Here is a 25915-nt window from a genome sequence, read left to right as displayed (position 1 = left end):
CCGTAGCGGCCGGGTCTATTTCCCTATTTTCCAGAAGGACCATTGGATGACGGAAGCGACTGAACCGCAGGCAGTTGGCACGCCAAAGGATGCGCGGCCGATAAAGCTTGCCTGCCGCAATGTCTGGAAGCTGTTCGGATCGAACGCCGCGAACTTCATTCGCGAGCGCGACGGCAAGGCCAGCATGGCCGATGTCACTGCCGCCGGACTGGTTGGCGCGGTGCGCGCCGTCGATCTCGAAATACGCCAGGGCGAGATCTTCATCATCATGGGGCTTTCCGGCTCCGGCAAGTCGACACTGGTGCGCTGCATGTCGCGGCTGGTCGAGCCGACCCACGGCAAGGTCGAGTTCGAAGGCAATGATCTGCTCAAGATTTCCGATGCCGCGCTGATCGAACTGCGGCGCCATCGCATGGGCATGGTGTTCCAGAATTTCGCGCTGCTGCCGCATCTCAATGTGCTGGAGAACATCGCTTTCCCCCTCAGCATCCAGGGCCAGGATCGGCCGACGCGGGAAGCGCGGGCGCGCGAGGTTATCGAACTGGTCGGCCTGCGTGGCCGCGAGCATTTCTATCCGCGCGAGCTTTCCGGCGGCCAGCAGCAGCGCGTCGGCATTGCCCGCAGCCTCGCCACCAAGCCGGAGATCTGGTTCCTCGACGAGCCTTTCTCGGCGCTCGATCCGCTGATCCGCCGCGAGATGCAGGATGAGCTGATGCGGCTGCAAACCATGCTGCACAAGACCATCGTCTTCATCACCCATGATTTCGATGAGGCGATCAGGCTCGCCGACCGCATCGCAATCATGAAGGATGGCGAGGTCATCCAGATCGGCACGCCGGAACAGCTGGTGGTCAATCCGGCGACCGACTATGTCGCGGAATTCACCCGCGACGTCGACCGCGCCAAGGTGATTTCCGCGCGCAGCCTGATGCGCGCCTGCGACGGCTCGGAACATGGCGGCACGGTTTCGCCCGATGCCAAGATCGCCAGTTTCTCCGCCAGCATCGTAGCGTCAGGCAAGCCGTTCGCCGTGGTCAACGGCACCGGCAAGCCAATCGGCGAAGTGACGCCGCAAGCGGTGATCGGGCTGCTGGCCGGCCTGGACAAACCGAGAGCCGGCGCATGACGGTAACGGCAAGCGCCAGCGAAACGAGGCCGCCGGTTCAGCGCTGGCTGCTGGTCTGGGCACTGGCACTTGCCGCCGTGCTGGTGGTGTTCCTGCTGCAGGACCGGCTGCCCTGGGCCGTCAATTATCCGGCCGAGGCGGTTGTCCCGGTCGCCGACTGGGTCAGCGCGCTGATGCGCTGGATCAAGTCGAACTTTTCGTGGCTGACGCGCTCGATCACCGCGGTGCTCGGCGTTCCCCTCGATTTCGCGCTCAATCTGCTCGCCAAGAGCTTCAAGATCGGCCACGGCGCGGATGCCTATGTTCTGCCGCGCTTGTCCTGGGTCGGCGTCTGCGCCGCCGCCTTCCTCGCCGGGTATTCAGCGGGCGGACGGAAACTTGGCCTGCTGGTCGGCGGCTGCTTCCTCTACATCGCGCTGTTCGGCCAGTGGACCAGCGCCATGCTGACGCTGGCGCTGATTTCCATCGCGGTGCCGTTCTGCATCGTCACCGGGATGTTCGCCGGCATCTGGGCCTGGCGCAAGCCATGGGCCGAGAGGCTGATCATCTCCCCTGCCCTTGACCTGATGCAGACCATCCCGACCTTCGCCTATCTGATCCCGATGCTACTCCTGTTCGGCAACAGTCCGGTCTCGGCGATGATCGCCACCGCCATTTTTGCCACACCGCCCATGGTGCGGGCAACGATGCTGGGTCTCGCGCGCGTGCCGTCCGAGATCGACGATTTCAGCGAGATGGCCGGCTGCACGGCGCGGCAGAAATTGTGGCGGGTGCTGTTGCCCTCGGCGCGGCCGACGCTGATGGTCGGCGTCAACCAGGTGATCATGCTGGCGCTGAACATGGTCATCATCGCCTCGATGATCGGCGCCGGCGGCCTCGGCTACGAAGTGCTGCTCGCGCTGCGCGCGCTGAAGGTCGGCGAGGCGATGGAAGCCGGCCTTGCCATCGTGGCTTTGGCTATCGCGCTCGACCGGCTGAGCCAGGCCATCGCCCACAAGCAGGCGAAAGGCCAGACGCATCAGGCGGTGAGCCCGGTCTTCTGGCGGCGCTACCCCAACCTGACGCTGGCCGTCGCGATCCTTGCCGCCACCACGCTTCTCAGTCTCTATGTGCCGGCCTTCGCGGCGGTGCCGAAGGCGATCACCTTCACCACCGCGCCTTTGTGGAAGGCGGCGGTGAACTGGGTGACGATCAACTTCTTCGACGTGATCGAGGCGTTTCGCGTGGCACTGATCCTCAACGTGCTCAACCCGCTGCGCGCCTTCTGCGAAGGCTTTCCGTGGCTCGGCGCGGTGGCCCTGCTCGGCCTTGCCGGCTACCACTTAGGCGGCCTCCGCCTCGCCGCTTTGGTCGCGGCGTTGACCGCTTTCTGCGCCATCACCGGTCTCTGGGAAAAGACCATGGCGACGGTTTATCTCTGCGGCATCTCGGCCTTCATCGCTTGCCTGATCGGCATTCCGATTGGCCTGCTGGCCGCGCGCAGCGACCGGTTCGAAAAGATCGTCACGCCCATCATCGACACGCTGCAAGTGCTGCCGTCCTTCTGCTTCATCATTCCGGTGGTGATGCTGTTTCGGGTCGGCGACGTCACCGCCATGATCGCCACGATCGCCTTCGCCGTGGTGCCGGCGATCCGCTACACCAACCACGGCATCCGCCAGGTGCCGCCGGCATTGATCGAGGCGGCCAAGGTGTCGGGCTGCACACCGCGCCAGACTTTCTTCCGCGTGCAACTGCCGCTGGCGCTGCCGGAGATCATGCTGGGGATCAACCAGACCATCCTGATGGCGCTGGCGATGATCATCATCTGTGCCATGGTAGGCACACGCGATCTCGGCCAGGAGGTGTTCATCGCTCTGTCCAAGGCCGATTCCGGGCGCGGCATCGTCGCAGGCCTGGCCATCGCCTTCATCGGCATCGTCGCCGACCGGCTGTTCAACGCCTGGACGGCGAAGGCGCGAGCAAGGCTGGGGTAGTGTGCGGTGCGATGGCTATTCCGCCGCCACCCCTTTGACCTCGAGATAGCTCTCCATCGAATCGTCCAGTGCCTGCAGCCAGGGCGTATGATGCAGCGGCGCCATGGTGCCGGTCATCAGCGAGCGGTAGGCGTGGTCGCGGAAGCTCATAATGTCTTCTGCCTTGTGGTGCTCCCACTCCATGAACGTCTGGTTGACCGCCTCGACGTCGAAGCCGGGATAGTCGGTCTGGTCCATCAGTTCCTTGGTGTAGTCGCCCTGGAACCAGATCATCTGTTCGGCGTCTTCGAGCGTCTCCTCGCGGGCGCGCCATTTTGCGCTGTGCTCGGCCATCGCTTGCGACGACGGCAGCTTGATGCGGCCCATGATGACGTCGCGGGCGAACCACGCCTGGGCGTCGAACATATTGAAGGTGTAGAACTGGTCCTGCATGCCGATATAGGAAACCTTTGTGTTCTTCTCCCAGACGACGCCCTCATAGAGGTCGAGCGGCCACATGCGATTGGCGGTCTTGAGTTTCAGGTCGTCGGTGAGGAAGGGGAAGGAATGGAGATAGCCGGTGCACAGGATGATGGCGTCGACATCCTTTGTCGTGCCGTCCTTGAAATGCGCCGTCTTGCCGACGACCTTCTGCAACAGCGGCACCTCCTTCCAGTTCTCCGGCCACTTGAAGCCCATCGGCTTGGAGCGGTAGCTGGAGGTGATCGATTTGGCGCCGTATTTGTAGCATTGCGAGCCGATGTCCTCGGCCGAATACGAACGGCCGATGATCAGGATATCCTTGCCCTTGAACTCCATCGCGTCGCGGAAATCATGGCTGTGCAGGATGCGGCCGTTGAAGGTGGAGAAGCCTTCGAAATAGGGAACGTTCGGCACGGAGAAGTGGCCGGACGCGACAACGACATAGTCGAACTCCTCGGAATAGGTCACGTCGTTGGTGCGGTCATGCGCGGTGACGGTGAATTTCTTCGTCACGTCCGAGAATGTCACCATGCGCACCGGGCTGTTGAAGCGCACCCATTTGCGCAGGCCTGACTTCTCGACGCGGCCCTTGATGTAGTCCCACAAAACGGCGCGCGGCGGGTAGGAGCCGATCGGCCGGCCGAAATGCTCCTCGAATGTGTAGTCGGCGAATTCCAGGCATTCCTTCGGCCCGTTCGACCAGAGGTAGCGGTACATCGAGCCGTGGACGGGATCGCCATGCTCGTCGAGGCCGGTGCGCCAGGTGTAGTTCCACAGGCCGCCCCAGTCGGACTGCTTTTCGAAGCAGACGATTTCGGGAATTGCGGCACCCTTGTCTTCGGCCGATTTGAAGGCCCTGAGCTGGGCCAGGCCGGATGGCCCGGCTCCAATGACGGCAACGCGAGTGTTCATGGCAGGCCTCCCGGTCTCATTTCAACTTTGGCGCAATCCTATGGGAAAACCGTTTCACGCTTTTCCAGGGATTGCTCTTACGAAACAAATTTCACTCACAGTGACACTAATTGCCCCTTCGATGCTGTCAACAGGGCTTGTGGCGAAACCGCGTTTCCTCCCAGCGGATTTTCGGCAAAAACCGATGACAGCGCAAATTCGGACCCGACACCATTCGACTTAAGGGCTTGCTGTCGCGGTTGCGTTTCTGTACCGGCACCGAATATGTTCACCTTGAGTGAAATAAATCTGCGATTCTTGGGAGCGGCGACATGGCGAAGACAGCATCCGATCTCAAGCCCGGGGCAGCTCCGGCCAAGGCAAAGCCGCTGGCGAAGGTCTCGGTGGACGGAAAGACCATCCGAGCGCCGCTGACGCAGAACCCGCACGCCATCCGCGACACGCGCGAAAAGGTGCTGGAGGTGGCGATCGGCCGCGAGGTGCGCGCCTTCCGCAAGAAGCTCGGCATCACCGTCGCCGATCTGGCTGTCGCCACCGACATTTCGCTGGGCATGCTGTCCAAGATCGAGAACGGCATAACCTCGCCCTCGCTGACGACGCTGCAGGCGCTGTCGCGAGCGCTCGGTGTTCCGGTCACCGCCTTCTTCCGCCGTTTCGAGGAGGAGCGCAGCGCCGTCTTCGTCAAAGCCGGCGAAGGCCTCGATGTCGAGCGCCGCGGCACGCGCGCCGGCCACCAGTACAATCTGCTCGGCCATATCGGCTCCAACACCAGCGGCGTCGTCGTCGAGCCCTATCTGATCACGCTGACCGAGGATTCGGATGTGTTCCCGACCTTCCAGCACGAGGGCATGGAGTTCCTCTATATGCTGGAGGGCGAAGTCGTTTACCGGCACGGCAGCAACCTCTATCCGATGAAGCCCGGCGACAGCCTGTTCTTCGACGCCGACGCGCCGCACGGACCGGAACAGCTGACGAAACTGCCGATGCGGTATTTGTCGATTATCTGCTATCCGCAGAATAGTGCGGGTTAGCTGATCTCCCCCCTCGTGGGGGAGATGTCCGGCAGGACAGAGGGGGGCGTCGTGGAGCGCCGGCTATCGAGTTCGTCATCCTAGGGCGAAGCAAGGAGCGAAGCGACGCGCGCAGACCCTAGGATCCATGCCGTGACGCTAAAGTATTGCAACGGTTCAGAATTCTGCTCCACCGCGCCTTCGACGAAGGCCACGGCATGGATCCTCGGGTCAAGCCCGAGGATGACGAAGCGCGGCACGAGCCAGTCCAAGTACCGATAAGTCGGCGCTCTACAGCGCCCCCCTCTGCCCTGCCGGGCATCTCCCCCACGAGGGGGGAGATCAGCAGGTTCGTCGGCAGCCCTAATCCGGCCCAAACCCCGGTGACGTCGCGCTCCCGTCATCCAGCTTCGACAGCCACTCGACCAACGTCGGCCGATACCGCGTCAGCCCCTTGTAAGTGGCCAGTTCCTCCGGCAGGTCGCGGATCACCCGGTGCAGGCGGCGCGCCCATTTCGGCTGCGTCACCAGCTCGTCCATCTTGATGAGGTAGCAGCGGATCGGGAAGACGATGCCGTTGGAGCGCGGCAGGCGCCAGAAGCTTTGCAATTCGACGCGCAGATGCACCTTGTCGCCGACATTGTCTGGCGTCACCGTCGTGCGGTCCGGACCCCATTTGTGGTAATTCTCGGGGCTGGTGTCGAGGCGCGGATTGATGGTCATCGTCCAGTTAAGCCGCCGCGCCGGCTTGCCCTGCTGGATGTTGGTGAGGAATTTCAGCGCCCTGACAAAAATCCCCTTCTCATGCGCCAACGGCACCGGCGCGTGCCATTCGAAGAAGTTCATGCCGATGTCGAAATCGAGCGACCAGTCGGCCTGGGTGGTGACCATGCCGGCGTCCATCCACAGATTGCCGTCGCGCTGGTCGAGGATGCAGAAATCGCCCTGGCTCTGGCGGGTGATGTATTCCATCGGCCCATAGGGCAGCGTCGAGGTGTCGCCGAAGGTGAAGGTGTCGTCGATGCCGAGCGGCCGGTTGATCCAGCGCCAGCGGTCGCCGTTGCGCTCAAGCGTGAAATGCTCGGGATAGCCAAGCGCCTGCTGCTCCATCAGGAGTTCGAGCAGGTCCCAGCCGGCCAGCGTCATGTGGGGCAGCGACTGACAGCGCAGCGGGTCCTCGGCCAGCACCAAAGCGCGGTCCTGCATCTCGGCGACATAGTGCTCGTCGACGTCGATCAGGTTTTCCAGCACGCTGCCCTTGGGACCGACGACATGCGGCTCGATGTTGACCGCGTACATGTAGCTGTCTTCGTGGAACGGGAACGGGAAGCGCCTGATGTGCTCCGGGCTGTTCTTGAAGGTGAAATCGTCGCGGAACGTTTCCTTGCGAAAGGTGATGCCCATGATTTCCTCCTACCGCTCCAAGACCAGCGACTTGCCTTCGAAGCGCGACACGCACGGCATAATCTTGCAGCCGGAACGGTGGTCTTCCTCGCTCAGCCAGTGGTCGTTGTGGATGAACTTGCCGTCATACGAGATGACGTTGGTCTCGCACTGGCCGCAGACGCCGCCGCGGCAGAGATAGGGCGGATCGACGCCGGCGGCTTCGATGGCTTCGAGCAGGCTCTGCTGTTCGCCGACGCGGATGGTCTTGCCGCTGACCGCAAGTGTGACGTCGAACGGCAGGCCGGGCTGGGGTGCTGCGAAATGCTCGTAGTGCACGGTCTCCGGCGGCCAGCCCAGTTCTGCCGCGCGGGCTCGTACCCAGTTTATCATGCCGGCCGGACCGCAGACATAGAGATGCGTGCCGAGCGGCTGCGAGGACAAGAGACGGTCGAGTTCGATGCGCTCGTCCAGATCGTCGTGATAGAGCCGGATGCGGCGGCCATAGCGTTCCTGCAGCACATCGGCATAGGTGCCGAGCGACGCGGTGCGGCAGGTATAGTGTAGTTCGAAATTGCCGCCTGAGCCGGCAAGCTGCGCGGTCTGCGCCATGAACGGCGTGATGCCGATGCCGCCGGCCAGCATCAGATGTTTCTTTGCCCTGAGATCAAGCGAGAACAGGTTTACGGGATAGCTGACCACCATCTCCAGGCCGGGCTTGACCGACCGGTGCATGAACAGCGAGCCGCCGCGGCCGACATCGTCGCGGCGCACCGAGATGGTGTATTCGCGCGTGTCGAGCGGCGAACCCATCAGCGAATAGGGGTTGAGCCTGGTGAGGTCGCCATCGCGCATCTCGACCACGACATGGGCGCCGCCGGAAAAGGTCGGCAACAGTTCACCGTCGCGGCGGCGGAAATGGAAGCGGGTGACGAGGTCGTTGACCGGGACGACATCGCTGACCACGACATCGAGCTTGGTGGTGCCGGTGCTCATGGGAAGGCCTCCTCGACAGGAGGAATTTCACTGCGATCCTCGGCGTTGATGCAAACGCCCTGGAAGGCCGCGAGCCGCCTTGAATAGTGGTCGCGCACCAGAAGCAGCAGACCGCAATGCGAACAGGTCGCCGGCTGCGTCGTCACGTTTTCCGTGATGCCCTTGCAGTGCACGCACTGCATGCGCCGCGCCAGCGAGCCTCGGTGTTCGGTCTGCATCGAGGTGTGGTCGATGCCGGCTTCGAGCGCCACCTGCATGGCCTGGCCGATCAGCCCTTCGGTGCCGGCGAGATAGAGGCGCAGGCCCATATGGGCGTTGGCCAGCGTCTGCTTCAGCCGCGGCAGCAGGCTGGCGAAGGACGGCGCGACATGGAATTGCGCCGGCTTCAGCGCTTCGAGGGCTGCGACATGCTTGCCGTCAGACCCGGGAATGAAGACGATCTCGGCCCCATCGAAGAAACCAGGCGGGGCTGTCTTTGCCATATCAACAATCGCCAGCGCGCCTTCCGCATCCGCCACGAAAAGATGATGCTTGCCGGGCTGCGGAGACAGGGTTCCGTAAATGGGCCGGCTGATGATCGTCTTGGCTGCCATACTCTCTTTGTGCCCCAAATCCCTCGCTGTCGATTGTGCCTCAACCCTTGGCGGTGCGCTTGGTCTTTTTGGGATCGTCGAAGGGAAGCGGCTGCGCCGTCGCCTTGATCGAACCGCTCTTGTTGCGGATCTCGAGCTTGGTGTCCTTGACCGCGCAATCGACGTCGAGGCGAGCGATGCCCATCGATTTCTTGACCAGCGGCGAATACATGGCGCAGGTCACCACGCCGACCTTTTTGCCGTCGCGATAGACCGGCGCACCCTCGTCGGCCGGCTCCTTGCCGTCGAGCAGAACGCCATAGATCTTGAAGCGTTCCTTGCCCTTCAGCCGATAGTGCTCCTCGGCGCCGCGGAAACCGGTCTTGCCGGGACTGACGGTGAAATCGAGGCCGAGCTCCCAAAGCGTGTCGCCGGGGCCTTCATTCTCGAACGGGTATTTTTGCGAATTGTCGTAGGGATAGAACAGCAGATAGCTTTCGACGCGCAGCATATCCAGCGTGGTGAAGCGGCAGGGAATGATGCCCGCGCTCTTGCCCTCGTCGAGGATCCTGTCCCAGATCGTGCCCGCATCCTGGCCGCGGCAGAAGATTTCGTAGCCGCGCTCGCCGGTGTAGCCGGTGCGCGAGATCATCACCGGGAAGCCGAAGAGCTGCGTCTGCATGTGATGGAAGTACGGCAGGTCACGAATGCCGGGCACATGCTTGGCGAGATAGTCGACCGCGGTCGGCCCTTGCAGCGACAGGTCGTGCAGATTGTCGTCGAAGCGCAGCGAGACGTCGCGGCCGACGGAGGCGCGCTGCAATTCCTCATGGCCGGTGCCGGAACCGTGCACCACCATCCAGGCGTTCGGGCCAGTGCGGTAGAGGATGCAGTCGTCGGTGAATTTTCCGGCCTCGTTCAGCATGCAGGCATAGGCCGACTTGCCGGGATAGATTTTTTCGACGTCGCGCGTCGTGGCGAGATCGATGAGGTGCGAGGCGTGCGGCCCGGTGATGTGGACCTTTTTCAGGCCGGAGACATCCATCAGCCCGGCCTTGGTGCGGATGGCGGTGTATTCCTCGTCGGCGTCCTTGTCATAGGTCCAGGCGGTGCCCATGCCGCTCCAGTCTTCGAGCTTCGAGCCGAGCGCGCGATGGCGATCCGCCAGGGTCGAAAATCTCCAGGATGCCGTCATCCGCTAATCCTCCGTTCGAAAATTCTGTGCTGTTCCCTGCCCCTCGCACTGCTGCGGGCGCTTTGGGTGGAATATTGATCGCAAACGTTCGGGCGCCGCAATACCCGTAAGCAAATAATTTCATTGTCAGGCAAAATTTCCCACGCGAAATGACCAGTTAACCAAACGTAAATTCGTCTTGACAATTCCGCAAATCGGCCTGAATTTATGAAAAAAATTTCACTCTCTTGAAAGAGGGCAGCGATCGGCCGATTCGGAAGCCGGCGTTGGAAAAAGGGGAAAACCGATGTCAGACCTGCAGCAGCGCATCGAAGCGCTGTACCGTTCCGACGTGCGCGGATCCGCGCTCCTGATCATCTGCCTGTGGGCGACGATCCTCTTCGTGCTCATCATGACATGGCCCTACATCCCCGACAGCGGGATCAAGATCGTCGTCGCCATCGCGGCGGCGGCCGTGCTGATCTTCAACACGGCCGCCATTCTGGCGATGATCAATCACTACAAGGAAGACAAGGACTTCATCTACAGTCTCGACATCAAGAACGCCGACGCGGCCCGCAACCGCAAGTCCTGAAAATAGAACGTCCTGAGGGGTAGAAGACATGTCGCGCTACACGCCGCCGGAACAAGGCAAGGCCGGGCAGATTTTCGATATCGTCGTCGTCGTGGTCGCTATTTTCGTGGCGCTGTGGCTGCCGCTGAAACTGGGCCTCGCCGGTGCTGCAAAATCCATCGACGCGCTCGACGCCAAGACCTGGGAGGCGCTCGGACAGAACCCGACCATGGCCTCGATCTGGGAAAAGCTCGGCTACACGCCGGAGACCGCGCACGACATCATCCAGAACCGCTTCCACTACATCATCGACTGGCCGACGCTGATCATCATGGCGGCGGTGCTGATCGGCTATTTCGTCTTCCTGTTCCGCGCCTCCGACCGCGAATACCGCGACGTCATCAACGAAAAATTCGGCGACAAGTAACGCCAGAGATTTTGGGGACGCACCATGTGGATGGCTCTGTCTTATGCATGCTGGGGTATCTCGGTCGTGCTTGCGCTGTGGATGCTCTACGACTGGTTCAAGATCGACACGACCTACTCCGAGGAGGTGCTGACCTCCTCGCGCGAAGGCGAGCTTGAAGCCGTTTCCGAAAAGCACCGGGTTTAGGGGAAAACAATGGCGGTCGCGGCTGAAACGATAATTACGGCAATCCACGGCGACAGGGTTTCGCTGCTCAGGGTGCTCGGCCCGGCCCATGTCTGGGCGCTCGGCGTCGGCATCGTCCTGGTCGGCGAATTCACCGGCTGGAATTTCTCGGCCGACAAGGGCGGCGCGCTGGCAGCACTCATCGTCTGCTGGGTGGTCGGGCTGCTCTACACCTCGGTCGCCATGATCGATTCCGAAGTGACATCGACGGTGGCTGCCGCCGGCGGCCAGTACGCGCAGGCCAAGCACATTGTCGGTCCGCTGATGGCGTTCAACGTCGCGCTGTTCCTGGTCTTTGCCTACACGATGCTTGAGGTCTCGGACGCCATCCTGCTCGGCGATACCATCGTCGCCAAGGCCGGCGTCGAGGGGCTCACCCACAATTCCTTCATTGCCGCCACCATCGTCGTGTTGGCGTGGCTGAACTATCGCGGCGTTCTAATGACGCTCAACGTCAACTTCGTCATCACAGCGATCGCCTATGTCTCGATCGTCATCCTGTTCTTCTCGGTCAGTCCGTGGACGCAAGGCGCGGTGCTGAAGCTCAACGAGCTGGTGACGCCGGGCAATGCGTTGCCCTATGGCTGGATCGGCGTCATCGCCGCCTTCCAGTTCGGCATCTGGTATTATCTCGGCATCGAAGGCACCACGCAGGCAGCCGAGGAAGTGCGTTCGCCGGCCCGCTCGCTGCCCTACGGCACCATGGCCGGCATGATCACGCTTCTGATCGCCGCCGCCATGACCTGGTATGTCTGCGCCTCGCTGATGCCCTGGGAATATCTCGGCATCACCTATTATCCGCTGTGGGATGCCGGCAAGCTGACCGGGAGCGCGCTGCTCGAAAACCTGCTTTTCATCGCCACGCTGCTGGCCGCGCTCGCTTCCGCCAATGGCTGCATCAACGACGCGGCCCGCGCCTGGTTCTCGCTCGGACGCGACCGCTATCTGCCGACCTGGTTCTCGGCGGTGCATCCGAAATACCGCACGCCTTACCGCTCGATCCTGTTCCTGCTGCCTATCGCGCTCGCCTTTGCCTTCATCGCCGACCTCAACCAGGCGATCACCTTCTCGATCCTGTCGGGCGTGCTGCAATACACCTTCATGAGCATCAACATCATGATGTTCCGGAAGAAGTGGCCGCTCGGAACCATCCGCCGCGGCTACACACACCCATTCCACCCGCTGCCCGCGATCGTGCTGTTTTGCCTGTGTGTGGTGACCTTCTTTGCGATCTTCCTCGGCTTCGGCTCGCAGCTGATCGCGATGACCATCTTCTATTTCCTGATCTCGCTGTGGTTCCATTTCTACCGCTACCGCTATGTGCGCCGCGGCGACCAGTTCACCATGCCGTGGCCGAAGCCACAGGGCTATTGACAGGAGAGGGCCTGCCGGTTTGGGCAGGCATTGCGTGACGAGTGTCTGACGTGACGACAGCATTGCTGGCCGGGGCGATAGCCTTGGCTCTCGTCGTGCACCTCGCCTGGCTTGCGCGCGCCAGCCGCAACAGGGCCATGGCTGCTCATGCCGCCGAGGAGGCCAGCATCCGCACCGTCATCGCAGATGCCGTCGACGTTTCAGATGGCACGGTTGGCGTCGTCACCTGGGTGGGTTCGTGGAACGAACGGCGCGTGCAAGTGCGCACCATCGTCGACACGCTGGCGACGCGAAAACTGCCGGCGCGCTGGCTCAGCGTTTCGGTCACCGAACCTGTTGCGGTACCGGCGACCTTCGACATGATGATGCGGCCGGGATCGCCGACCACCTTCTCCAATTTCGATCACCTTCAGCACACGCTTCCGAAAGCTCCGGGTTTTCCGGCCGAAGCCGTGTTGCGAACAGACTTAAGGGGCGCGCGCTTTCCGCAGAACCTGATCGCCAGTCATCTGGACATCTTTGCCGAGGGCCGCGCCAAGGAACTTTTGATCACGCCGAACGGCGTGCGCATCGTCTGGCTGCTGGCCGAGGCCGAGCGCGCGCGCTACGGCGTGTTCCGGCAGGCTGCCTTCGGCGGCGCGAGCCTCGATCCGGCACTGGTCGAGAGGCTGCTCACCTCGGCATCGGCGCTGCGCGATGCCATCAACAGACAGGAAAGGCAGGTGGCATGAGCGCACCCGCACCGACAAATCCTTATCTGGTGCTTGGCGCCGCAATCGTCCTGCCGGCAAGCGGCCATGTCATTCTGGGCGTGCCTGTGCGTGGCCTGCAGTTCCTTTTCTTCATGGTGATCCTCGCCTGGGTGACAGCCAAGATCGCGCCGGCCGACGCCAGCTTTGTCGGCCGGCATGCCGGCGGCTTCCTGATCTATGCGCTGTCGATCCTAGATGCCTACAAAATCGCCCGTGTCCGCACCGCCACATGGGTTCACAGTGTCCGCCTGGGCAGCGATAGTGCACAAAGTGGGATTGAGCCGCATACGTAACTAGAGGAAAATTTTTTTCATATGATTGAATTCGGACAGCGCATTCGATACATCATCTCTTAGCTGCAAACGCCGGGAGGCTGACATGTGTGGAATCGTCGGACTTTTTTTGAAGGACAAGTCGCTTGAGCCGCAACTCGGCTCGATGCTGTCGCAGATGCTGATCTCGCTCAGCGATCGCGGCCCCGACAGCGCCGGCATCGCCATCTATGGCGCCACTTCCAAAAACGAAGCCAAGATCACCATCCAGTCGGCCAAGCCCGAGCGCGATTTTCACGGCCTCGATGCCGAACTTGCCAAGGCCATCGGCGCACCGGTGAGCATCGCGGTGAAGTCGACGCACGCCGTACTCAGGACCGCGCCAGGCAAGGTCGACGCCGCGCGCGAAGCGTTGCAGTCGATCCGGCCCGACGTGCGCATCATGGGCGCCGGCGAAGCGGTGGAGATATACAAGGAAGTCGGCCTGCCGGAGGCGGTGGTCGACCGCTTCGACGTCCGCTCGATGACCGGCACGCATGGCATCGGCCACACCCGCATGGCGACGGAATCGGCCGTCACCACGATGGGTGCGCATCCGTTCTCGACCGGCGCCGACCAGTGCCTGGTGCACAATGGCTCGCTGTCCAACCACAACAATGTGCGGCGCGAATTGCGGCGCGAAGGCATGACCTTCGAGACCGAGAACGATACCGAGGTGGCGGCCGCCTACCTCTCTTCGCAGATGGCGCACGGCAAGAATCTCGGCGAGGCGCTGGAAGGCACGCTGTCCGACCTCGACGGCTTCTTCACCTTCGTCGTCGGCACCAAGAACGGCTTTGGCGTGGTGCGTGACCCGATCGCCTGCAAGCCGGCCGTCATGGCCGAGACCGACCAGTATGTCGCCTTCGGCTCGGAATATCGCGCGCTGACCAAGCTGCCCGGCATAGACAATGCGAGGGTCTGGGAACCGGAACCCGCAACCGTCTATTTCTGGGAGCATTGAGCCCATGCCGGCAACCAAACTTTCGAAGGTGGCGCAAGACCACGCCTCCCGGGTCTTCGACCTCGATGTGTCGTCGCTGCGAGAGCTCAATCAAGCGCTTCACAACTTGACGCCCGGTTCCAACGAGACGGCGTGGGAGGTGCTGCACCCCAAGGGCAGCCATTCGGTCGCCGTCGGCGTCGACCAGCCTGTCACCATCGATGTGCGCGGCAGCGTCGGCTACTATTGCGCCGGCATGAATGACGGCGCTGCCATCACCGTGCATGGTTCGGCCGGCCCCGGTGTCGGCGAAAACATGATGTCGGGCTCGATCGTCATCAAGGGCGACGCCAGCCAATATGCCGGCGCCACCGGCAAGGGCGGGCTGCTGGTCATCGAGGGCAATGCGTCATCGCGCTGCGGCATCTCGATGAAGGGCATAGACATCGTCGTGCACGGCAATATCGGCCACATGTCGGCCTTCATGGCGCAGTCGGGCAATCTGGTGGTGCTGGGCGATGCCGGCGATGCGCTGGGCGATTCCATCTACGAGGCGCGGCTGTTCGTGCGCGGCAAGGTCGAAAGCCTCGGCGCCGATTGCATCGCCAAGGAAATGCGGCCCGAGCACATCGAACTCCTGCAGGGCCTGCTCGACCGCGCCGGCGTGACCGGCGTCAAGCCGTCGGAGTTCAAGCGCTACGGCTCGGCGCGCACGCTCTACAATTTCAATATCGACAACGCCGACGCGTATTGAGGCATCATGACCTACAAGAACCCGCCGACGACGCCGCGCAAATCCGCGACCTTCGACGACTACACGCTCTCCGAAATCCGCCGCGCCGCGGCGACCGGCATCTATGATATCAGGGGCGCCGGCGCCAAGCGCAAACTGCCGCATTTCGACGATCTTCTGTTCCTCGGCGCCTCGATCTCGCGCTATCCGCTCGAAGGCTATCGCGAGCGCTGCGACACATCAGTGGTGCTGGGTTCGCGCCATGCCAAGAAGCCGATCGAGCTGAAGATCCCGATCACCATTGCCGGCATGAGCTTTGGCTCGTTGTCCGGCCCGGCGAAAGAAGCCCTCGGCCGAGGCGCGACACTGGCCGGCACCTCGACCACCACGGGCGATGGCGGCATGACCGAGGAAGAGCGCGGCCATTCCAAGACGCTGGTCTATCAGTATCTGCCATCCCGCTATGGCATGAACCCGCGCGACCTGCGCCGGGCCGATGCCATCGAGGTCGTTGTCGGCCAGGGCGCCAAGCCTGGTGGCGGCGGCATGCTGCTCGGCCAGAAGATCTCCGACCGCGTCGCCGAGATGCGCACACTGCCGAAAGGCATCGACCAGCGATCGGCCTCACGCCACCCCGACTGGACCGGCCCCGACGATCTCGAGATCAAGATCCTCGAACTGCGCGAAATCACCGACTGGGAAAAGCCAATCTACGTCAAGGTCGGCGGCGCGCGCCCCTATTACGATACAGCGCTTGCGGTGAAGGCCGGCGCCGATGTCGTCGTCGTCGACGGCATGCAGGGCGGCACGGCCGCCACCCAGGAAGTGTTCATCGAAAATGTCGGCCAGCCGACGCTTGCCTGCATCAGGCCGGCTGTGCAGGCGCTGCAGGACCTCGGCATGCACCGCAAGGTGCAGCTGATCGTGTCGGGCGGTATCCGCAACGGCGCCGATGTCGCCAAGGCGCTGGCGCTCGGCGTCGACGCGGTGTCGATCGGCACGGCAGCGCTTGTCGCACTGGGCGACAATGATCCGCGCTGGGAGTCGGAGTACAATGCGCTTGGCACCACCGCCGGGGCCTATGACGACTGGCACGAGGGCCGCGACCCCGCCGGCATCACCACGCAGGACCCCGAACTGATGAAGCGGGTCGATCCGATCGCCGCCGGGCGGCGTCTCGCCAACTATCTCAAGGTGATGACGCTCGAGGCGCAGACGATTGCCCGTGCCTGCGGCAAGAACAGCCTGCACAATCTCGAGCCCGAGGATCTCGTCGCACTCACCATCGAAGCCGCCGCCATGGCCGGCGTGCCACTTGCCGGCACCAACTGGATACCGGGGAAGAACGGCTTCTAAGACAACATCCAAAATACCATAAGCGAGGAACTATAATGGGGAACGATCTCGCCGCATTCGCCAAAGAGAACGGCGTCAAATATTTCATGATTTCCTACACCGACCTGTTCGGTGGTCAGCGCGCCAAGCTGGTGCCGGCGCAGGCGATATCAGACATGCAGAAGGACGGCGCCGGCTTTGCCGGTTTCGCCACCTGGCTCGATCTGACGCCGGCGCATCCCGATATGCTGGCGGTACCCGATCCGGCCTCGGTCATCCAATTGCCGTGGAAGCCAGACGTCGCCTGGGTCGCCGCCAATTGCATCATGGACGACAAGGAGGTCGAGCAGGCACCGCGCAACACGCTGCGGCGGCTGATCGCGGAAGCCGCCGGCGACGGCATGCATGTCAAGACCGGCGTCGAGGCCGAGTTCTTCCTGATCTCGCCGGACGGCAGCGTGATCTCCGACAAATACGATACCGCCTCGAAGCCCTGCTACGACCAGCAGGCGGTGATGCGCCGCTACGATGTCATCGCCGAGATCTGCGACCACATGCTGGCGCTGGGCTGGAGCCCGTACCAGAACGACCATGAGGACGCCAACGGCCAGTTCGAGATGAACTGGGCCTTCGACGACGTGCTGGCAACCGCCGACAAGCACTCCTTCTTCAAGTTCATGGTCAGGTCGGTGGCCGAAAAGCACGGCCTGCGCGCCACCTTCATGCCGAAACCCTTCCAGGGCCTGACCGGCAATGGCTGCCACGCGCATATCTCTGTGTGGGACAAGGCGGGCAAGACCAATGTCTTTGCCGACAATGCGATGGAGCTTGGCCTTTCAGCCAAGGGCAAGAATTTCCTCGGCGGCATCATGAAGCATGCCTCGGCGCTCGCCGCGATCACCAACCCGACGGTCAATTCCTACAAGCGCATCAACGCGCCGCGCACCATTTCGGGCGCGACCTGGGCGCCGAACACGGTGACCTGGACCGGCAACAACCGCACCCACATGGTGCGCGTGCCCGGCCCCGGCCGCTTCGAGCTGCGCCTGCCCGATGGCGCCGCCAACCCCTATCTCTTGCAGGCCGTGATCATCGCCGCCGGTCTCGACGGCATCCGTTCCAAGGCCGATCCCGGCAAGCGCTACGACATCGACATGTACCAGTACGGCCACACGGTGAAGGGCGCGCCGAAGCTTCCGCTCAACCTGCTCGACGCGCTGCGTGAGTTCGACAAGGACAAATCGCTGAAGGCGGCGCTGGGTGAGGAATTCTCGTCGGCTTACCTAAAGCTGAAGCACCAGGAATGGAATTCCTATGCTTCGCACTTCACGCAATGGGAGCGTGACCACACGCTGGACATCTAACCGTCCAAGCGGTGCGAGCGACCTCGGAATGAACGTATGAAATATTCGATCTTCTCGCTTGCTCGCGCCGCCCTTTCCGGCCACAAAAACTGGCAGCGCACCTGGCGCGATGCCAGCCCGAAAGACCACTACGATGTGGTAATCATCGGTGGCGGCGGCCACGGTCTCGCCACCGCCTGGTTCCTCGCCAGCGAGTTCGGCATCAAAAACGTCGCCGTGCTGGAAAAGGGCTGGATCGGCTCCGGCAATGCCGGCCGCAACACCACCATCATCCGCTCCAATTACGGCCTGCCCGGCAATACCGGCTTCTACGAATTGTCGATGAAGCTGTGGGAGCGGATGGAGCAGGACCTCAACTACAATTCGATGGTCAGCCAGCGCGGCGTCCTCAACCTCTATCATTCCGACGCGCAGCGCGACGCCTATGCGCGGCGCGGCAACACGATGCGCATCAACGGCATCGACGCCGAACTGCTCGACCAGGCGGCTCTGAAGAAGATGCTGCCCTTCCTGAATTTCGACCATGCGCGCTTTCCGGTGCAAGGCGGGCTGTTGCAGCGGCGCGGCGGCACGGCGCGGCACGACGCGGTGGTGTGGGGCTATGCCCATGCGGCGAGCGAACTCGGCGTCGACATCATCCAGAATTGCGAAGTCACCGGCTTTGTCAGAGACGGCAATGGCAAGGTCAGCGGCGTCGAGACATCGCGCGGCAAGATCGGCGCTAGCAAGGTCGGCATGGCAGTTGCCGGTTCCTCCTCGCGCGTGGCGGCGATGGCGGGCCTGCGGCTGCCGATCGAAAGCCATGTGCTGCAAGCCTTCGTTTCGGAAGCGATCAAGCCGCTCATTCCCGGAGTCATGACCTTCGGCGCCGGGCATTTCTATGTCAGTCAGTCGGACAAGGGCGGCCTGGTCTTCGGCGGCGATATCGATGGCTACAATTCCTACGCCCAGCGCGGCAATCTGCCTGTCATGGAGGATGTCTGCGAGGGCGGCATGGCGCTGATCCCGATGATCGGCCGCGTGCGGCTTTTGCGTCAGTGGGGCGGCATCATGGACATGTCGATGGACGGCTCGCCGATCATCGACAAGACGCCGGTCGACGGGCTCTATCTCAATGCCGGCTGGTGCTATGGCGGCTTCAAGGCGACACCCGGCTCCGGCTTCGTCTTTGCCCATCTTCTGGCGCGCGACGAGTCGCACAAGGAGGCGGCTTTGTTCCGCCTCGACCGCTTCCAGCGCGGCGCCATGATCGACGAAAAGGGCCAGGGCGCCCAACCGAACCTGCACTGAGGACAGTTAGATGCGTATTACCTGTCCCTTCTGCGGCGAACGTGAACTCGGCGAGTTCACCTATCTCGGCGACGCCAAGCCGCAACGCCCCGTCGCGGGTGCCGGCGAGGATGCCGTCTACGACTATGTCTATCTGCGCGACAACGTCGCCGGCGTGATGAGCGAGAACTGGTATCACGGCGGCGGCTGCCGGGCCTGGCTGAAGGTCACCCGCAACACGCTGACGCATGAAATTTCGGCGGTGGAGCCGGCGGTTGGTGCTGGTGCGAGGCTGGTGGCGAAATGAGCTATTTTGGCCACGTCGGCGCTGCCCCTCACCTGCCTGCCGGCATCCTCTCCCCGTATAGAGACGGGGAGAGGGGCGCTCTCGCCAACGGTTTCGCCAATCATCAGCGAAGCAAGACGAAGGCCGGCGTTGCGGCCAGCCCCCTTCTCCCAGTCACTATACGGGGAGAAGTGCCCGGCAGGGCGATGAGGGGCAGCGCTACCCTTCGCGACGACATCAAATCGAGAGGCTGGACATCGTGACCTCTCAATCCCATCGCCTCACCTCCGGCGGTCTCATCGACCGCTCGAAGCCACTCACCTTCCGCTTCGACGGCAAGAGCTTCTCCGGCTTCCAGGGCGACACGCTGGCGGCGGCGTTGGTCGCCAATGGCGTCAAGCTGGTCGGCCGTTCGTTCAAATACCATCGCCCGCGCGGCATCCTGACCGCCGGCTCGGAAGAGCCGAATGCGTTGGTCGAACTGCGCACCGGCGCAAGGCGCGAGGCCAACACCAAGGCGACGACCGCCGAGCTCTATGAAGGGCTGGAAGCCGCCAGCCAGAACCGCTGGCCGTCGCTGCGCCACGATGTGATGTCGGTCAACCAGCTGTTCGCGCCGATCTTCGTCGCCGGCTTTTACTACAAGACCTTCATGTGGCCGGCGAAGTTCTGGGAGATGATCTACGAGCCGGCGATCCGCCGTGCCGCCGGCCTCGGCCGTGCTGCGGTAACCCCCGATCCCGATCACTACGACAAAGCCTGGGCGCATTGCGATGTGGTGATCGCCGGCTCCGGCCCGGCAGGTCTCGCCGCCGCGCTCGCAGCAGGTCGCAGCGGTGCGCGCGTCATCCTGTGCGAAGAGGATTTTGTCCCTGGCGGCCGCCTTCTGGCCGATGGCGGCACCATCGACGGCCTGCCGGCAGCGGAGTGGACGCAGCGCACGCTGGCCGAACTGGCGGCGATGCCGGACGTCCGCATCATGACGCGCACGACATTATTCGGCGTCTATGATGGCGGCACTTATGGTGCGATCGAGCGCGTCAACGATCATCTGCCGACGCCACCCGAGCACCAGGTGCGCCAGCGCCTGTGGCGGATCGTGGCCAAGCGCTGCGTCGTAGCTGCCGGCGCGATCGAACGACCCATAGTCTTTGCCGGCAACGACACGCCCGGCGTGATGATGGCGTCCGCCATGCGGACCTATGTCACACGCTATGCCGCTACGCCGGCAAAGCGCATCGCGCTGTTCACCAACAATGAGGATGGCTGGCGCACGGTCGAGACCGCGCTCGGCGCCGGATTGCAGGTCGCGGCGGTGATCGACGCACGGCCGGATGTACCACCGGCGCATCGGTCGTTGGCATCCAAAAACGGCTTCACGATCCTGCACGGTTCAGTGAGCGCCGTCGACCGTGGCAAGGACGGTGTACGCAAGATCTCGGTGTCACTGACGGGTGGCGCCCGCGCCGAAGTCGAGGCTGACGGGCTCGCCGTTTCCGGCGGCTGGAACCCGGCGGTCGGGCTTACCTCCTACCATCGCGGCCGGCCGAAATGGCGCGACGACATTGCCGCCTTCGTCCCGGACGGCGCGCCTCCCGGCATGGTCGCCGCAGGTGCCTCCAACGGCGCCTTCGGTCTTGGCGCCTGTCTGCGTGAAGGGTTTGAGGCCGGCGCGACGGCGGCACGTGATGCTGGGCGCGCCGGCACTGCGGGATCGACGCCGATTGCCGACAACGAGGCCTTTTCGCTGACGCCGCTCTGGCATGTCACCGGCAAGGGCAAGGCCTTCGTCGACCAGCAGCATGACGTCACCGCGTCCGACATCGAGCTGGCGCAGCGCGAGGGTTTTGAATCGGTCGAGCATCTCAAGCGCTACACCACGCTCGGCATGGCGACCGACCAGGGCAAGACGTCCAACGTCGCCGGCCTCGCCATCATGGCGGCAGTGACCGGCAAATCCATTCCCGAGACCGGCACGACCATCTATCGGCCGCCTTACGTGCCCGTCGCCATCGGCGCTTTCGCCGGCCATCATCGCGACGAGAATTTTCACTCGACGCGGCTGACGCCCTCGCATCACTGGGCCGCCGAACAGGGCGCGATCTTTGTCGACACCGGCCTGTGGAAGCGCGCGCAGTGGTATCCGCGCGCCGGCGAGAAGGACTGGCTGGAATCGGTCACCCGTGAGGTCAAGGCGGTGCGTTCGGGCGTCGGTTTCTGCGATGTCTCCACCCTCGGCAAGATTGACGTGCATGGCCCGGATGCCGGCGCCTTCCTCGACCGCGTCTACATCAACACTTTCTCCAACCTCGCTGTCGGCAAGGCGCGTTACGGGTTGATGCTGCGCGAGGATGGTCTGGCCTACGACGACGGCACGACCTCGCGGCTGGCCGAAGATCACTATTTCCTCACCACCACCACGGCCAAGGCCGGGCTGGTGATGCAGCATCTCGAGTTCTGCCGGCAGGTGCTGTTTCCCGAACTCGACGTACAACTGACCTCGGTCTCCGACCAGTGGGCGCAGTTCTCCATCGCCGGGCCGAAGACACGCGATCTGCTGAAGGAAATCGTCGATCCGGCCGAGGACCTGTCCAACGAAGGTTTTCCGTTCATGGGCGCGCGCGAAGTCGCGTTGCGCGGCGGCATCAGGGCGCGGCTGTTCCGCATCTCTTTCTCCGGCGAGATGGCGTTCGAGATTTCGGTGCCCGCGCGCTATGGCGAGGCGATGGCGCGCAATCTGATGCTGGCCGGCAAGCAATTCGGCGTGACGCCTTATGGAACTGAAGCGCTCGGCGTGATGCGCGTCGAAAAAGGCCATGTCGCCGGACCGGAACTGAGCGGCACGACGACTGCCGCCGATCTCGGCCTCGGCAAGATGATGTCGACCAAGAAGGATTTTATCGGTCGCGTCATGGCCGGCCGCGAAGCGCTGGTGGCGCCGAATCGACAGGTCGTCGTCGGCATCAAGCCGGTCGACAAGGCAAGGCGCCTGCGCTCCGGCGCGCACATCATTCCGAAAGGGCAGACACCCGGCCCCGACAATGATCAGGGCTACGTCACCTCGGTCTGCTTCTCGCCGACGCTCGACCAGTGGATCGGGCTTGGCCTGGTCGAACGCGGCCGCGAGCGCACCGGCGAGATCGTGCATGCGCATGATCCGCTGCGCGGCGAGGACTATGATGTCGAGCTCTGCAATCCCGTCTTCTACGATCCGGATGGAGGGCGCCAGCGTGGCTGAATTTTCCTGGGATGTTCGCAGCCCGCTGGAGCGGGCGCTTGTTGCCGGCGCTTATGGTGCACGGGGCGATGCCGGCGTGTCACTGACCGAGATCCGCAACTTCGACCTCGTCCAGGTGATGGCGCGGCGCGGCAAGGCGGGCGAGCTGACCAAGTCGGCGAAGGCCCGCTTCGGTGTGGCGGCTCCGCAAACACCGAGGGCGGTCGGCACGTCGGATGCAACGCTGATCTGGTCGGGACCAGACCAGTTTTTCGTGCTGTCGAAGGGTGGCAAGCATGGGATTGGGGCGCTTGCCCCAGCCTTCGCGCAATCGGCGTCGCTCTCCGATCAATCGCATGCGCGGGTGCTGACCAGCATCTCCGGCGCCAAAGCGCGGACGATGTTGGCCAAGCTGTCGTCGATCGATTTGCATCCCGATGCGTTTCCGGTTGGCGCGGCGGCGGCCACCTCGATGGACCACACCAGCGTCACGCTCTGGCGCGGGAAGGATCGTGACGGACTGGCGGTGTTCAACGTTCTGGCGTTTGCGACTTTTGCCGAGAGCCTTTGGCACACGATGCTGGATTCGGCTGCGGAGTACGGCGTGGCGATCGGGCATTCTGAGGAACTTTAACGCGCCAATTGTAGATCTCAGCGCTGCCCCTCATTGCCCTGCCGGGCATTTCTCCCCGTAAACGGGGAGAAATGGGCTGGCCGCGGCCCCGGCGCTCGTTCGCAACGCTGGCGATTGGCGAAATCGGCGATGACTGCGTCCTTCGCCCCGTTTACGGGGAGAAGATGGCGGCAGCCAGATGAGGGGCGGCGCTGACGTTCGTACGACAAGGCTGGTCAGCCAGTTCAATCCGGACGGGTTGGTCCGAAACATCACCTTCGCCTTGCCAAACGCAACCGCGCTGCTATTCTTACAGCTAAAATAATTTCACACACAGGCAAACTTGTTTCTCGAACCGTAAGGCTGAGATGAGCCAGTCGCCCTACCCCACTATCGCAGCCGGACCGCCCCGACCAAGCCTCATCCTGCGGCCCGGCCAGATCGCGCTGCCGCCCGGCATGGAGCGTTATACGATCCAGGGCAATGGCGCCGTGCTGATCGAGGTCGAGGCTGGGGACACGTTCACCGTCCGCAATGTCGAGGGCGGACAGGCTTGCGAGCTTTTGGCCTGGGACAAGTCAGGCGTAATCGACCCTTCCATCTTCGGCGAAAAATCCAACAGCAATGCCGCCGGCATCAAGGCGCTATTGGCCGAGGGCGATGACAGCCTCGCTTCCGTGCGCCGCAGCCTCGAGCGCCGCCAGGTGCAGATCGACCGGGCCAAGGCGGTGCGCGTGTTTGGCGGCGCGACGCCTGCCGGCACCGAGCAGTCGTTCACTATCGCGCGCGACGGTGCGATGTTGATTGCCGCCCCCGGCGGGCCGATGCTGGTCGATGGCCATGACACGGCAACGCCGCTCACCGTCATCGTGCGCCGCGCCACGGTGCGCCCGAAGTCGAAGTCTGAGCTGGCCGATCCGCTCGCCGATCCGGTGCTCGATCTCAGGGTGCATTCGGCAACCGCCGAATCCTACTTCGTCAAGGCCGGCGACTATCTGCAGATCATCGATGTCGACGGGCGCCAGTGCACCGACTTCCAGTGCTTTTCAGCGCGCAAGCTGGACAAGGGTCGCGACCACCCGCTCGATGTGACGACGACGCGCACGCTGATGGGATCGAGCTACCCGATGCCCGGCCTGCATTCGAAATATTACGACCAGGACATGGAGCCGCTGGTCGAGGTGGTGCAGGACACGTGCGGCCGGCACGACGCCTTCGCGCTCGCCTGCGCGGCGAAATATTACGACGACATCGGCTATCCCGGCCACACCAACTGCTCGGAGAACTTCAATCGCGCGCTGGCCGACAGGGGCGTGACGCCGCGCGCGGGCTGGATGGCGATCAACTTCTTCTTCAACACGGCGATCGACGCGCATGGCGTCATGGTGTCCGATGAGCCGTGGTCGCGTGCCGGCGACTATGTGCTGCTCAGGGCGCTCACCGACATCGTCTGTGTTTCCTCCGCCTGCCCCGACGACACCACGCCGGCCAATGGCTGGGACCTTACCGACATCCATGTGCGGACCTATTCCGGCCAGCACAAATTCTCGCGAGCGATCGCCAGACGCATGACGCCCGATTCGGAACCCAAGATGACCCGCGAGACCGCCTTCCACTCATCCTTCGCCAAGCACACCCGCAACTTCGCCGAATACAGGGGCTATTGGCTGGCCAACGCCTTCGCCAAAGAGGGGCCGATCGCCGAATACTGGGCCTGCCGGCAGGACGCGGTGATCATGGACCTGTCGCCGCTGCGCAAGTTCGAGGTCACCGGTCCGGACTCCGAAGCGCTGCTGCAATACACGCTGACCCGCGACGTCAAGAAACTCGGCGTCGGCCAGGTCGTCTATTCCGCCATGTGCTACGAGCATGGCGGCATGATCGACGACGGCACGCTGCTGCGGCTCGGCAAGGATAATTTCCGCTGGGTCGGCGGCGACGACCTGTCCGGCGAATGGCTGCGTGAGACGGCGAAGAAACTTGGCCTCAACGTGCTGGTGCGCTCGTCGACCGACCAGATGCACAATGTCGCCGTGCAAGGGCCGAAGAGCCGCGACATTTTGCGAGAGGTGATCTGGACCTCGCCTGTGCAGCCATCGATCGACGAGCTCGAATGGTTCCGCTTTGCGGTGGCGCGCATCGGCGGCGGCAACGGCATCCCGGTCGTCGTCTCGCGCACAGGCTATACCGGCGAGCTTGGCTATGAGATCTGGTGCCATCCGCGCGATGCCGAGAAAGTTTTCGACGCCATCTGGGAGGCCGGCCAGCCGCACGGGCTGAAGCCGATGGGCCTGCAGGCGCTCGACATGGTGCGCATCGAGGCCGGACTGATCTTCGCCGGCTACGAATTCTCCGACCAGACCGACCCGTTCGAAGCCGGCATCGGCTTCACCGTGCCGTTGAAGACCAAGACGGACGACTTCATCGGCCGCGAGGCGCTGATAAGGCGCAAGGAGCACCCGCAGCACAAGCTCGTCGGCCTCGACATCGACAGCAATGTCGCGGTCGGCCATGGCGATTGCGTCCATGTCGGCCGCGCCCAGATCGGTGTCGTTACCTCAGGCATACGCTCGCCAGTGCTGAACAAGAACATTGCGCTGGCCAGGCTCGACATCACCCACGCCGCCATCGGCACGGAGGTTGAGATCGGCAAGCTGGACGGCCATGCCAAGCGGCTGCCGGCGCGGGTGGTGGCCTTCGCCCATTACGATCCGCAAAAGACCAAACCGCGTTCCTGACGACAACCCTCAAAGCCTGATCGAACTGCTTCGCCGGCTGCTACCGGCGTCGGTCGGAGGTGTGTTTCGCAAGCGTGATGTGCACGACATCACAAATCGCTTGACGTGAAAGCGCGTCGGATCAATGTTCACTGTTAAGAAAA

The 25915-nt window shown here is 63.2% G+C and carries 23 protein-coding genes; 18 read left to right on the top strand and 5 right to left on the bottom strand.

Going from position 1 to position 25915, the window contains the following annotated elements; genetic code table 11:
• Nucleotides 1-46 precede the first annotated feature (46 nt).
• On the top strand, nt 47-1126 hold the full coding sequence (locus AC04SH_RS18975; RefSeq protein WP_477342208.1) for a quaternary amine ABC transporter ATP-binding protein: 1080 nt from the start codon (nt 47-49) through the stop codon (nt 1124-1126).
• Nucleotides 1123-3102 carry an ABC transporter permease gene (locus AC04SH_RS18970; protein ID WP_488576190.1) on the top strand — a complete coding sequence of 660 codons (1980 nt, stop codon included), beginning with the start codon at nt 1123-1125 and terminating at the stop codon, nt 3100-3102. Before AC04SH_RS18975 ends, AC04SH_RS18970 begins: the two co-directional genes overlap by 4 nt.
• Before the next feature lie 15 nt (nt 3103-3117).
• Here AC04SH_RS18970 and AC04SH_RS18965 read toward each other — a convergent pair whose 3' ends face one another.
• On the bottom strand, nt 3118-4476 hold the full coding sequence (locus AC04SH_RS18965) for a trimethylamine monooxygenase (protein ID WP_488576189.1): 1359 nt from the start codon (nt 4474-4476) through the stop codon (nt 3118-3120).
• A 311-nt stretch (nt 4477-4787) separates the two neighbouring features.
• Here AC04SH_RS18965 and AC04SH_RS18960 point away from each other — a divergent pair, with 311 nt between their 5' ends.
• Nucleotides 4788-5507 carry a helix-turn-helix domain-containing protein gene (locus AC04SH_RS18960; protein ID WP_488576188.1) on the top strand — a complete coding sequence of 240 codons (720 nt, stop codon included), beginning with the start codon at nt 4788-4790 and terminating at the stop codon, nt 5505-5507.
• A 342-nt stretch (nt 5508-5849) separates the two neighbouring features.
• On the opposite strand, the gene AC04SH_RS18955 is transcribed toward AC04SH_RS18960, so the two are convergent.
• From AC04SH_RS18955 to AC04SH_RS18940, 4 genes are read right to left on the bottom strand one after another with little or no spacing between them, the layout of a single operon-like run.
• Nucleotides 5850-6890, bottom strand: coding sequence for a heme-dependent oxidative N-demethylase family protein (locus AC04SH_RS18955; protein WP_488576187.1), 1041 nt, complete (start codon nt 6888-6890; stop codon nt 5850-5852).
• Between the two features lie 9 nt (nt 6891-6899).
• Nucleotides 6900-7865 carry a PDR/VanB family oxidoreductase gene (locus AC04SH_RS18950; protein ID WP_477237202.1) on the bottom strand — a complete coding sequence of 322 codons (966 nt, stop codon included), beginning with the start codon at nt 7863-7865 and terminating at the stop codon, nt 6900-6902.
• Complete coding sequence (locus AC04SH_RS18945; RefSeq protein ID WP_488576186.1) at nt 7862-8458, bottom strand: dimethylamine monooxygenase subunit DmmA family protein; 597 nt, start codon at nt 8456-8458, stop codon at nt 7862-7864. The genes AC04SH_RS18950 and AC04SH_RS18945 overlap by 4 nt, the downstream gene beginning before the upstream one ends.
• 40 nt (nt 8459-8498) lie before the next feature.
• Nucleotides 8499-9632 carry an aminomethyl transferase family protein gene (locus tag AC04SH_RS18940; protein WP_488576185.1) on the bottom strand — a complete coding sequence of 378 codons (1134 nt, stop codon included), beginning with the start codon at nt 9630-9632 and terminating at the stop codon, nt 8499-8501.
• Between the two features lie 286 nt (nt 9633-9918).
• Between AC04SH_RS18940 and AC04SH_RS18935 the strand changes: the two genes are divergently transcribed.
• The 15 genes from AC04SH_RS18935 (at nt 9919) to AC04SH_RS18865 (ending at nt 25772) form a co-directional block, all read left to right on the top strand.
• Complete coding sequence (locus tag AC04SH_RS18935; RefSeq protein WP_488576184.1) at nt 9919-10206, top strand: hypothetical protein; 288 nt, start codon at nt 9919-9921, stop codon at nt 10204-10206.
• Nucleotides 10207-10234: 28 nt separating this feature from the next.
• A complete protein-coding gene (locus AC04SH_RS18930) occupies nt 10235-10612 on the top strand; it encodes a hypothetical protein (RefSeq protein ID WP_488576183.1) in 378 nt (125 codons plus the stop codon).
• Nucleotides 10613-10642: 30 nt separating this feature from the next.
• On the top strand, nt 10643-10798 hold the full coding sequence (locus tag AC04SH_RS18925; protein WP_162712379.1) for a hypothetical protein: 156 nt from the start codon (nt 10643-10645) through the stop codon (nt 10796-10798).
• Nucleotides 10799-10807: 9 nt separating this feature from the next.
• The gene (locus AC04SH_RS18920; RefSeq protein WP_192256113.1) at nt 10808-12211 is read left to right on the top strand and encodes an APC family permease; all 1404 of its coding nucleotides are present in this window, start codon (nt 10808-10810) and stop codon (nt 12209-12211) included.
• Between the two features lie 41 nt (nt 12212-12252).
• Nucleotides 12253-12942 carry a hypothetical protein gene (locus AC04SH_RS18915; RefSeq protein ID WP_488576182.1) on the top strand — a complete coding sequence of 230 codons (690 nt, stop codon included), beginning with the start codon at nt 12253-12255 and terminating at the stop codon, nt 12940-12942.
• Nucleotides 12939-13256, top strand: coding sequence for a hypothetical protein (locus tag AC04SH_RS18910; protein ID WP_488576181.1), 318 nt, complete (start codon nt 12939-12941; stop codon nt 13254-13256). Before AC04SH_RS18915 ends, AC04SH_RS18910 begins: the two co-directional genes overlap by 4 nt.
• Nucleotides 13257-13341: 85 nt before the next feature.
• Complete coding sequence (locus AC04SH_RS18905; RefSeq protein WP_488576180.1) at nt 13342-14238, top strand: class II glutamine amidotransferase; 897 nt, start codon at nt 13342-13344, stop codon at nt 14236-14238.
• Between the two features lie 4 nt (nt 14239-14242).
• Nucleotides 14243-14971 (top strand): GltB/FmdC/FwdC-like GXGXG domain-containing protein, encoded by a 729-nt coding sequence (locus tag AC04SH_RS18900; RefSeq protein ID WP_488576179.1) that lies wholly within the window; start codon nt 14243-14245, stop codon nt 14969-14971.
• A 6-nt stretch (nt 14972-14977) separates the two neighbouring features.
• Nucleotides 14978-16306: an FMN-binding glutamate synthase family protein gene (locus AC04SH_RS18895; RefSeq protein WP_488576178.1), complete on the top strand. Its 1329-nt coding sequence runs from the start codon at nt 14978-14980 to the stop codon at nt 16304-16306.
• 35 nt (nt 16307-16341) lie between these two features.
• Nucleotides 16342-17649, top strand: coding sequence for a type III glutamate--ammonia ligase (gene glnT, locus AC04SH_RS18890; RefSeq protein ID WP_488576177.1), 1308 nt, complete (start codon nt 16342-16344; stop codon nt 17647-17649).
• A gap of 36 nt (nt 17650-17685) precedes the next feature.
• The gene (locus AC04SH_RS18885) at nt 17686-18939 is read left to right on the top strand and encodes a sarcosine oxidase subunit beta family protein (protein ID WP_488576176.1); all 1254 of its coding nucleotides are present in this window, start codon (nt 17686-17688) and stop codon (nt 18937-18939) included.
• A gap of 10 nt (nt 18940-18949) precedes the next feature.
• The gene (locus AC04SH_RS18880) at nt 18950-19225 is read left to right on the top strand and encodes a sarcosine oxidase subunit delta (protein WP_488576175.1); all 276 of its coding nucleotides are present in this window, start codon (nt 18950-18952) and stop codon (nt 19223-19225) included.
• A 238-nt stretch (nt 19226-19463) separates the two neighbouring features.
• Nucleotides 19464-22442 (top strand): sarcosine oxidase subunit alpha, encoded by a 2979-nt coding sequence (locus tag AC04SH_RS18875; RefSeq protein ID WP_488576174.1) that lies wholly within the window; start codon nt 19464-19466, stop codon nt 22440-22442.
• Nucleotides 22435-23055 (top strand): sarcosine oxidase subunit gamma, encoded by a 621-nt coding sequence (locus tag AC04SH_RS18870; RefSeq protein ID WP_488576173.1) that lies wholly within the window; start codon nt 22435-22437, stop codon nt 23053-23055. Before AC04SH_RS18875 ends, AC04SH_RS18870 begins: the two co-directional genes overlap by 8 nt.
• Nucleotides 23056-23402: 347 nt before the next feature.
• The gene (locus tag AC04SH_RS18865) at nt 23403-25772 is read left to right on the top strand and encodes a trimethylamine N-oxide demethylase (RefSeq protein ID WP_488576172.1); all 2370 of its coding nucleotides are present in this window, start codon (nt 23403-23405) and stop codon (nt 25770-25772) included.
• Nucleotides 25773-25915 lie beyond the last annotated feature (143 nt).

This window comes from Mesorhizobium sp. CNPSo 4688, assembly GCF_057784295.1.
The sequence above is the reverse complement of the archived record's forward strand: the minus strand, read 5'-3'. Positions and strand labels throughout refer to the sequence as shown.

Bases quoted from the DNA above. Each gene is read 5' to 3' on its own strand.
- AC04SH_RS18950 (WP_477237202.1), bottom strand. From the start codon at position 7,865: ATGAGCACCGGCACCACCAAGCTCGATGTCGTGGTCAGCGATGTCGTC.
- AC04SH_RS18920 (WP_192256113.1), top strand. From the start codon at position 10,808: ATGGCGGTCGCGGCTGAAACGATAATTACGGCAATCCACGGCGACAGG.
- AC04SH_RS18970 (WP_488576190.1), top strand. From the start codon at position 1,123: ATGACGGTAACGGCAAGCGCCAGCGAAACGAGGCCGCCGGTTCAGCGC.
- AC04SH_RS18960 (WP_488576188.1), top strand. From the start codon at position 4,788: ATGGCGAAGACAGCATCCGATCTCAAGCCCGGGGCAGCTCCGGCCAAG.
- AC04SH_RS18955 (WP_488576187.1), bottom strand. From the start codon at position 6,890: ATGGGCATCACCTTTCGCAAGGAAACGTTCCGCGACGATTTCACCTTC.
- AC04SH_RS18935 (WP_488576184.1), top strand. From the start codon at position 9,919: ATGTCAGACCTGCAGCAGCGCATCGAAGCGCTGTACCGTTCCGACGTG.
- AC04SH_RS18945 (WP_488576186.1), bottom strand. From the start codon at position 8,458: ATGGCAGCCAAGACGATCATCAGCCGGCCCATTTACGGAACCCTGTCT.
- AC04SH_RS18925 (WP_162712379.1), top strand. From the start codon at position 10,643: ATGGCTCTGTCTTATGCATGCTGGGGTATCTCGGTCGTGCTTGCGCTG.
- glnT (WP_488576177.1), top strand. From the start codon at position 16,342: ATGGGGAACGATCTCGCCGCATTCGCCAAAGAGAACGGCGTCAAATAT.
- AC04SH_RS18965 (WP_488576189.1), bottom strand. From the start codon at position 4,476: ATGAACACTCGCGTTGCCGTCATTGGAGCCGGGCCATCCGGCCTGGCC.
- AC04SH_RS18880 (WP_488576175.1), top strand. From the start codon at position 18,950: ATGCGTATTACCTGTCCCTTCTGCGGCGAACGTGAACTCGGCGAGTTC.
- AC04SH_RS18905 (WP_488576180.1), top strand. From the start codon at position 13,342: ATGTGTGGAATCGTCGGACTTTTTTTGAAGGACAAGTCGCTTGAGCCG.
- AC04SH_RS18865 (WP_488576172.1), top strand. From the start codon at position 23,403: ATGAGCCAGTCGCCCTACCCCACTATCGCAGCCGGACCGCCCCGACCA.
- AC04SH_RS18895 (WP_488576178.1), top strand. From the start codon at position 14,978: ATGACCTACAAGAACCCGCCGACGACGCCGCGCAAATCCGCGACCTTC.
- AC04SH_RS18885 (WP_488576176.1), top strand. From the start codon at position 17,686: ATGAAATATTCGATCTTCTCGCTTGCTCGCGCCGCCCTTTCCGGCCAC.
- AC04SH_RS18940 (WP_488576185.1), bottom strand. From the start codon at position 9,632: ATGACGGCATCCTGGAGATTTTCGACCCTGGCGGATCGCCATCGCGCG.
- AC04SH_RS18975 (WP_477342208.1), top strand. From the start codon at position 47: ATGACGGAAGCGACTGAACCGCAGGCAGTTGGCACGCCAAAGGATGCG.
- AC04SH_RS18900 (WP_488576179.1), top strand. From the start codon at position 14,243: ATGCCGGCAACCAAACTTTCGAAGGTGGCGCAAGACCACGCCTCCCGG.
- AC04SH_RS18930 (WP_488576183.1), top strand. From the start codon at position 10,235: ATGTCGCGCTACACGCCGCCGGAACAAGGCAAGGCCGGGCAGATTTTC.
- AC04SH_RS18910 (WP_488576181.1), top strand. From the start codon at position 12,939: ATGAGCGCACCCGCACCGACAAATCCTTATCTGGTGCTTGGCGCCGCA.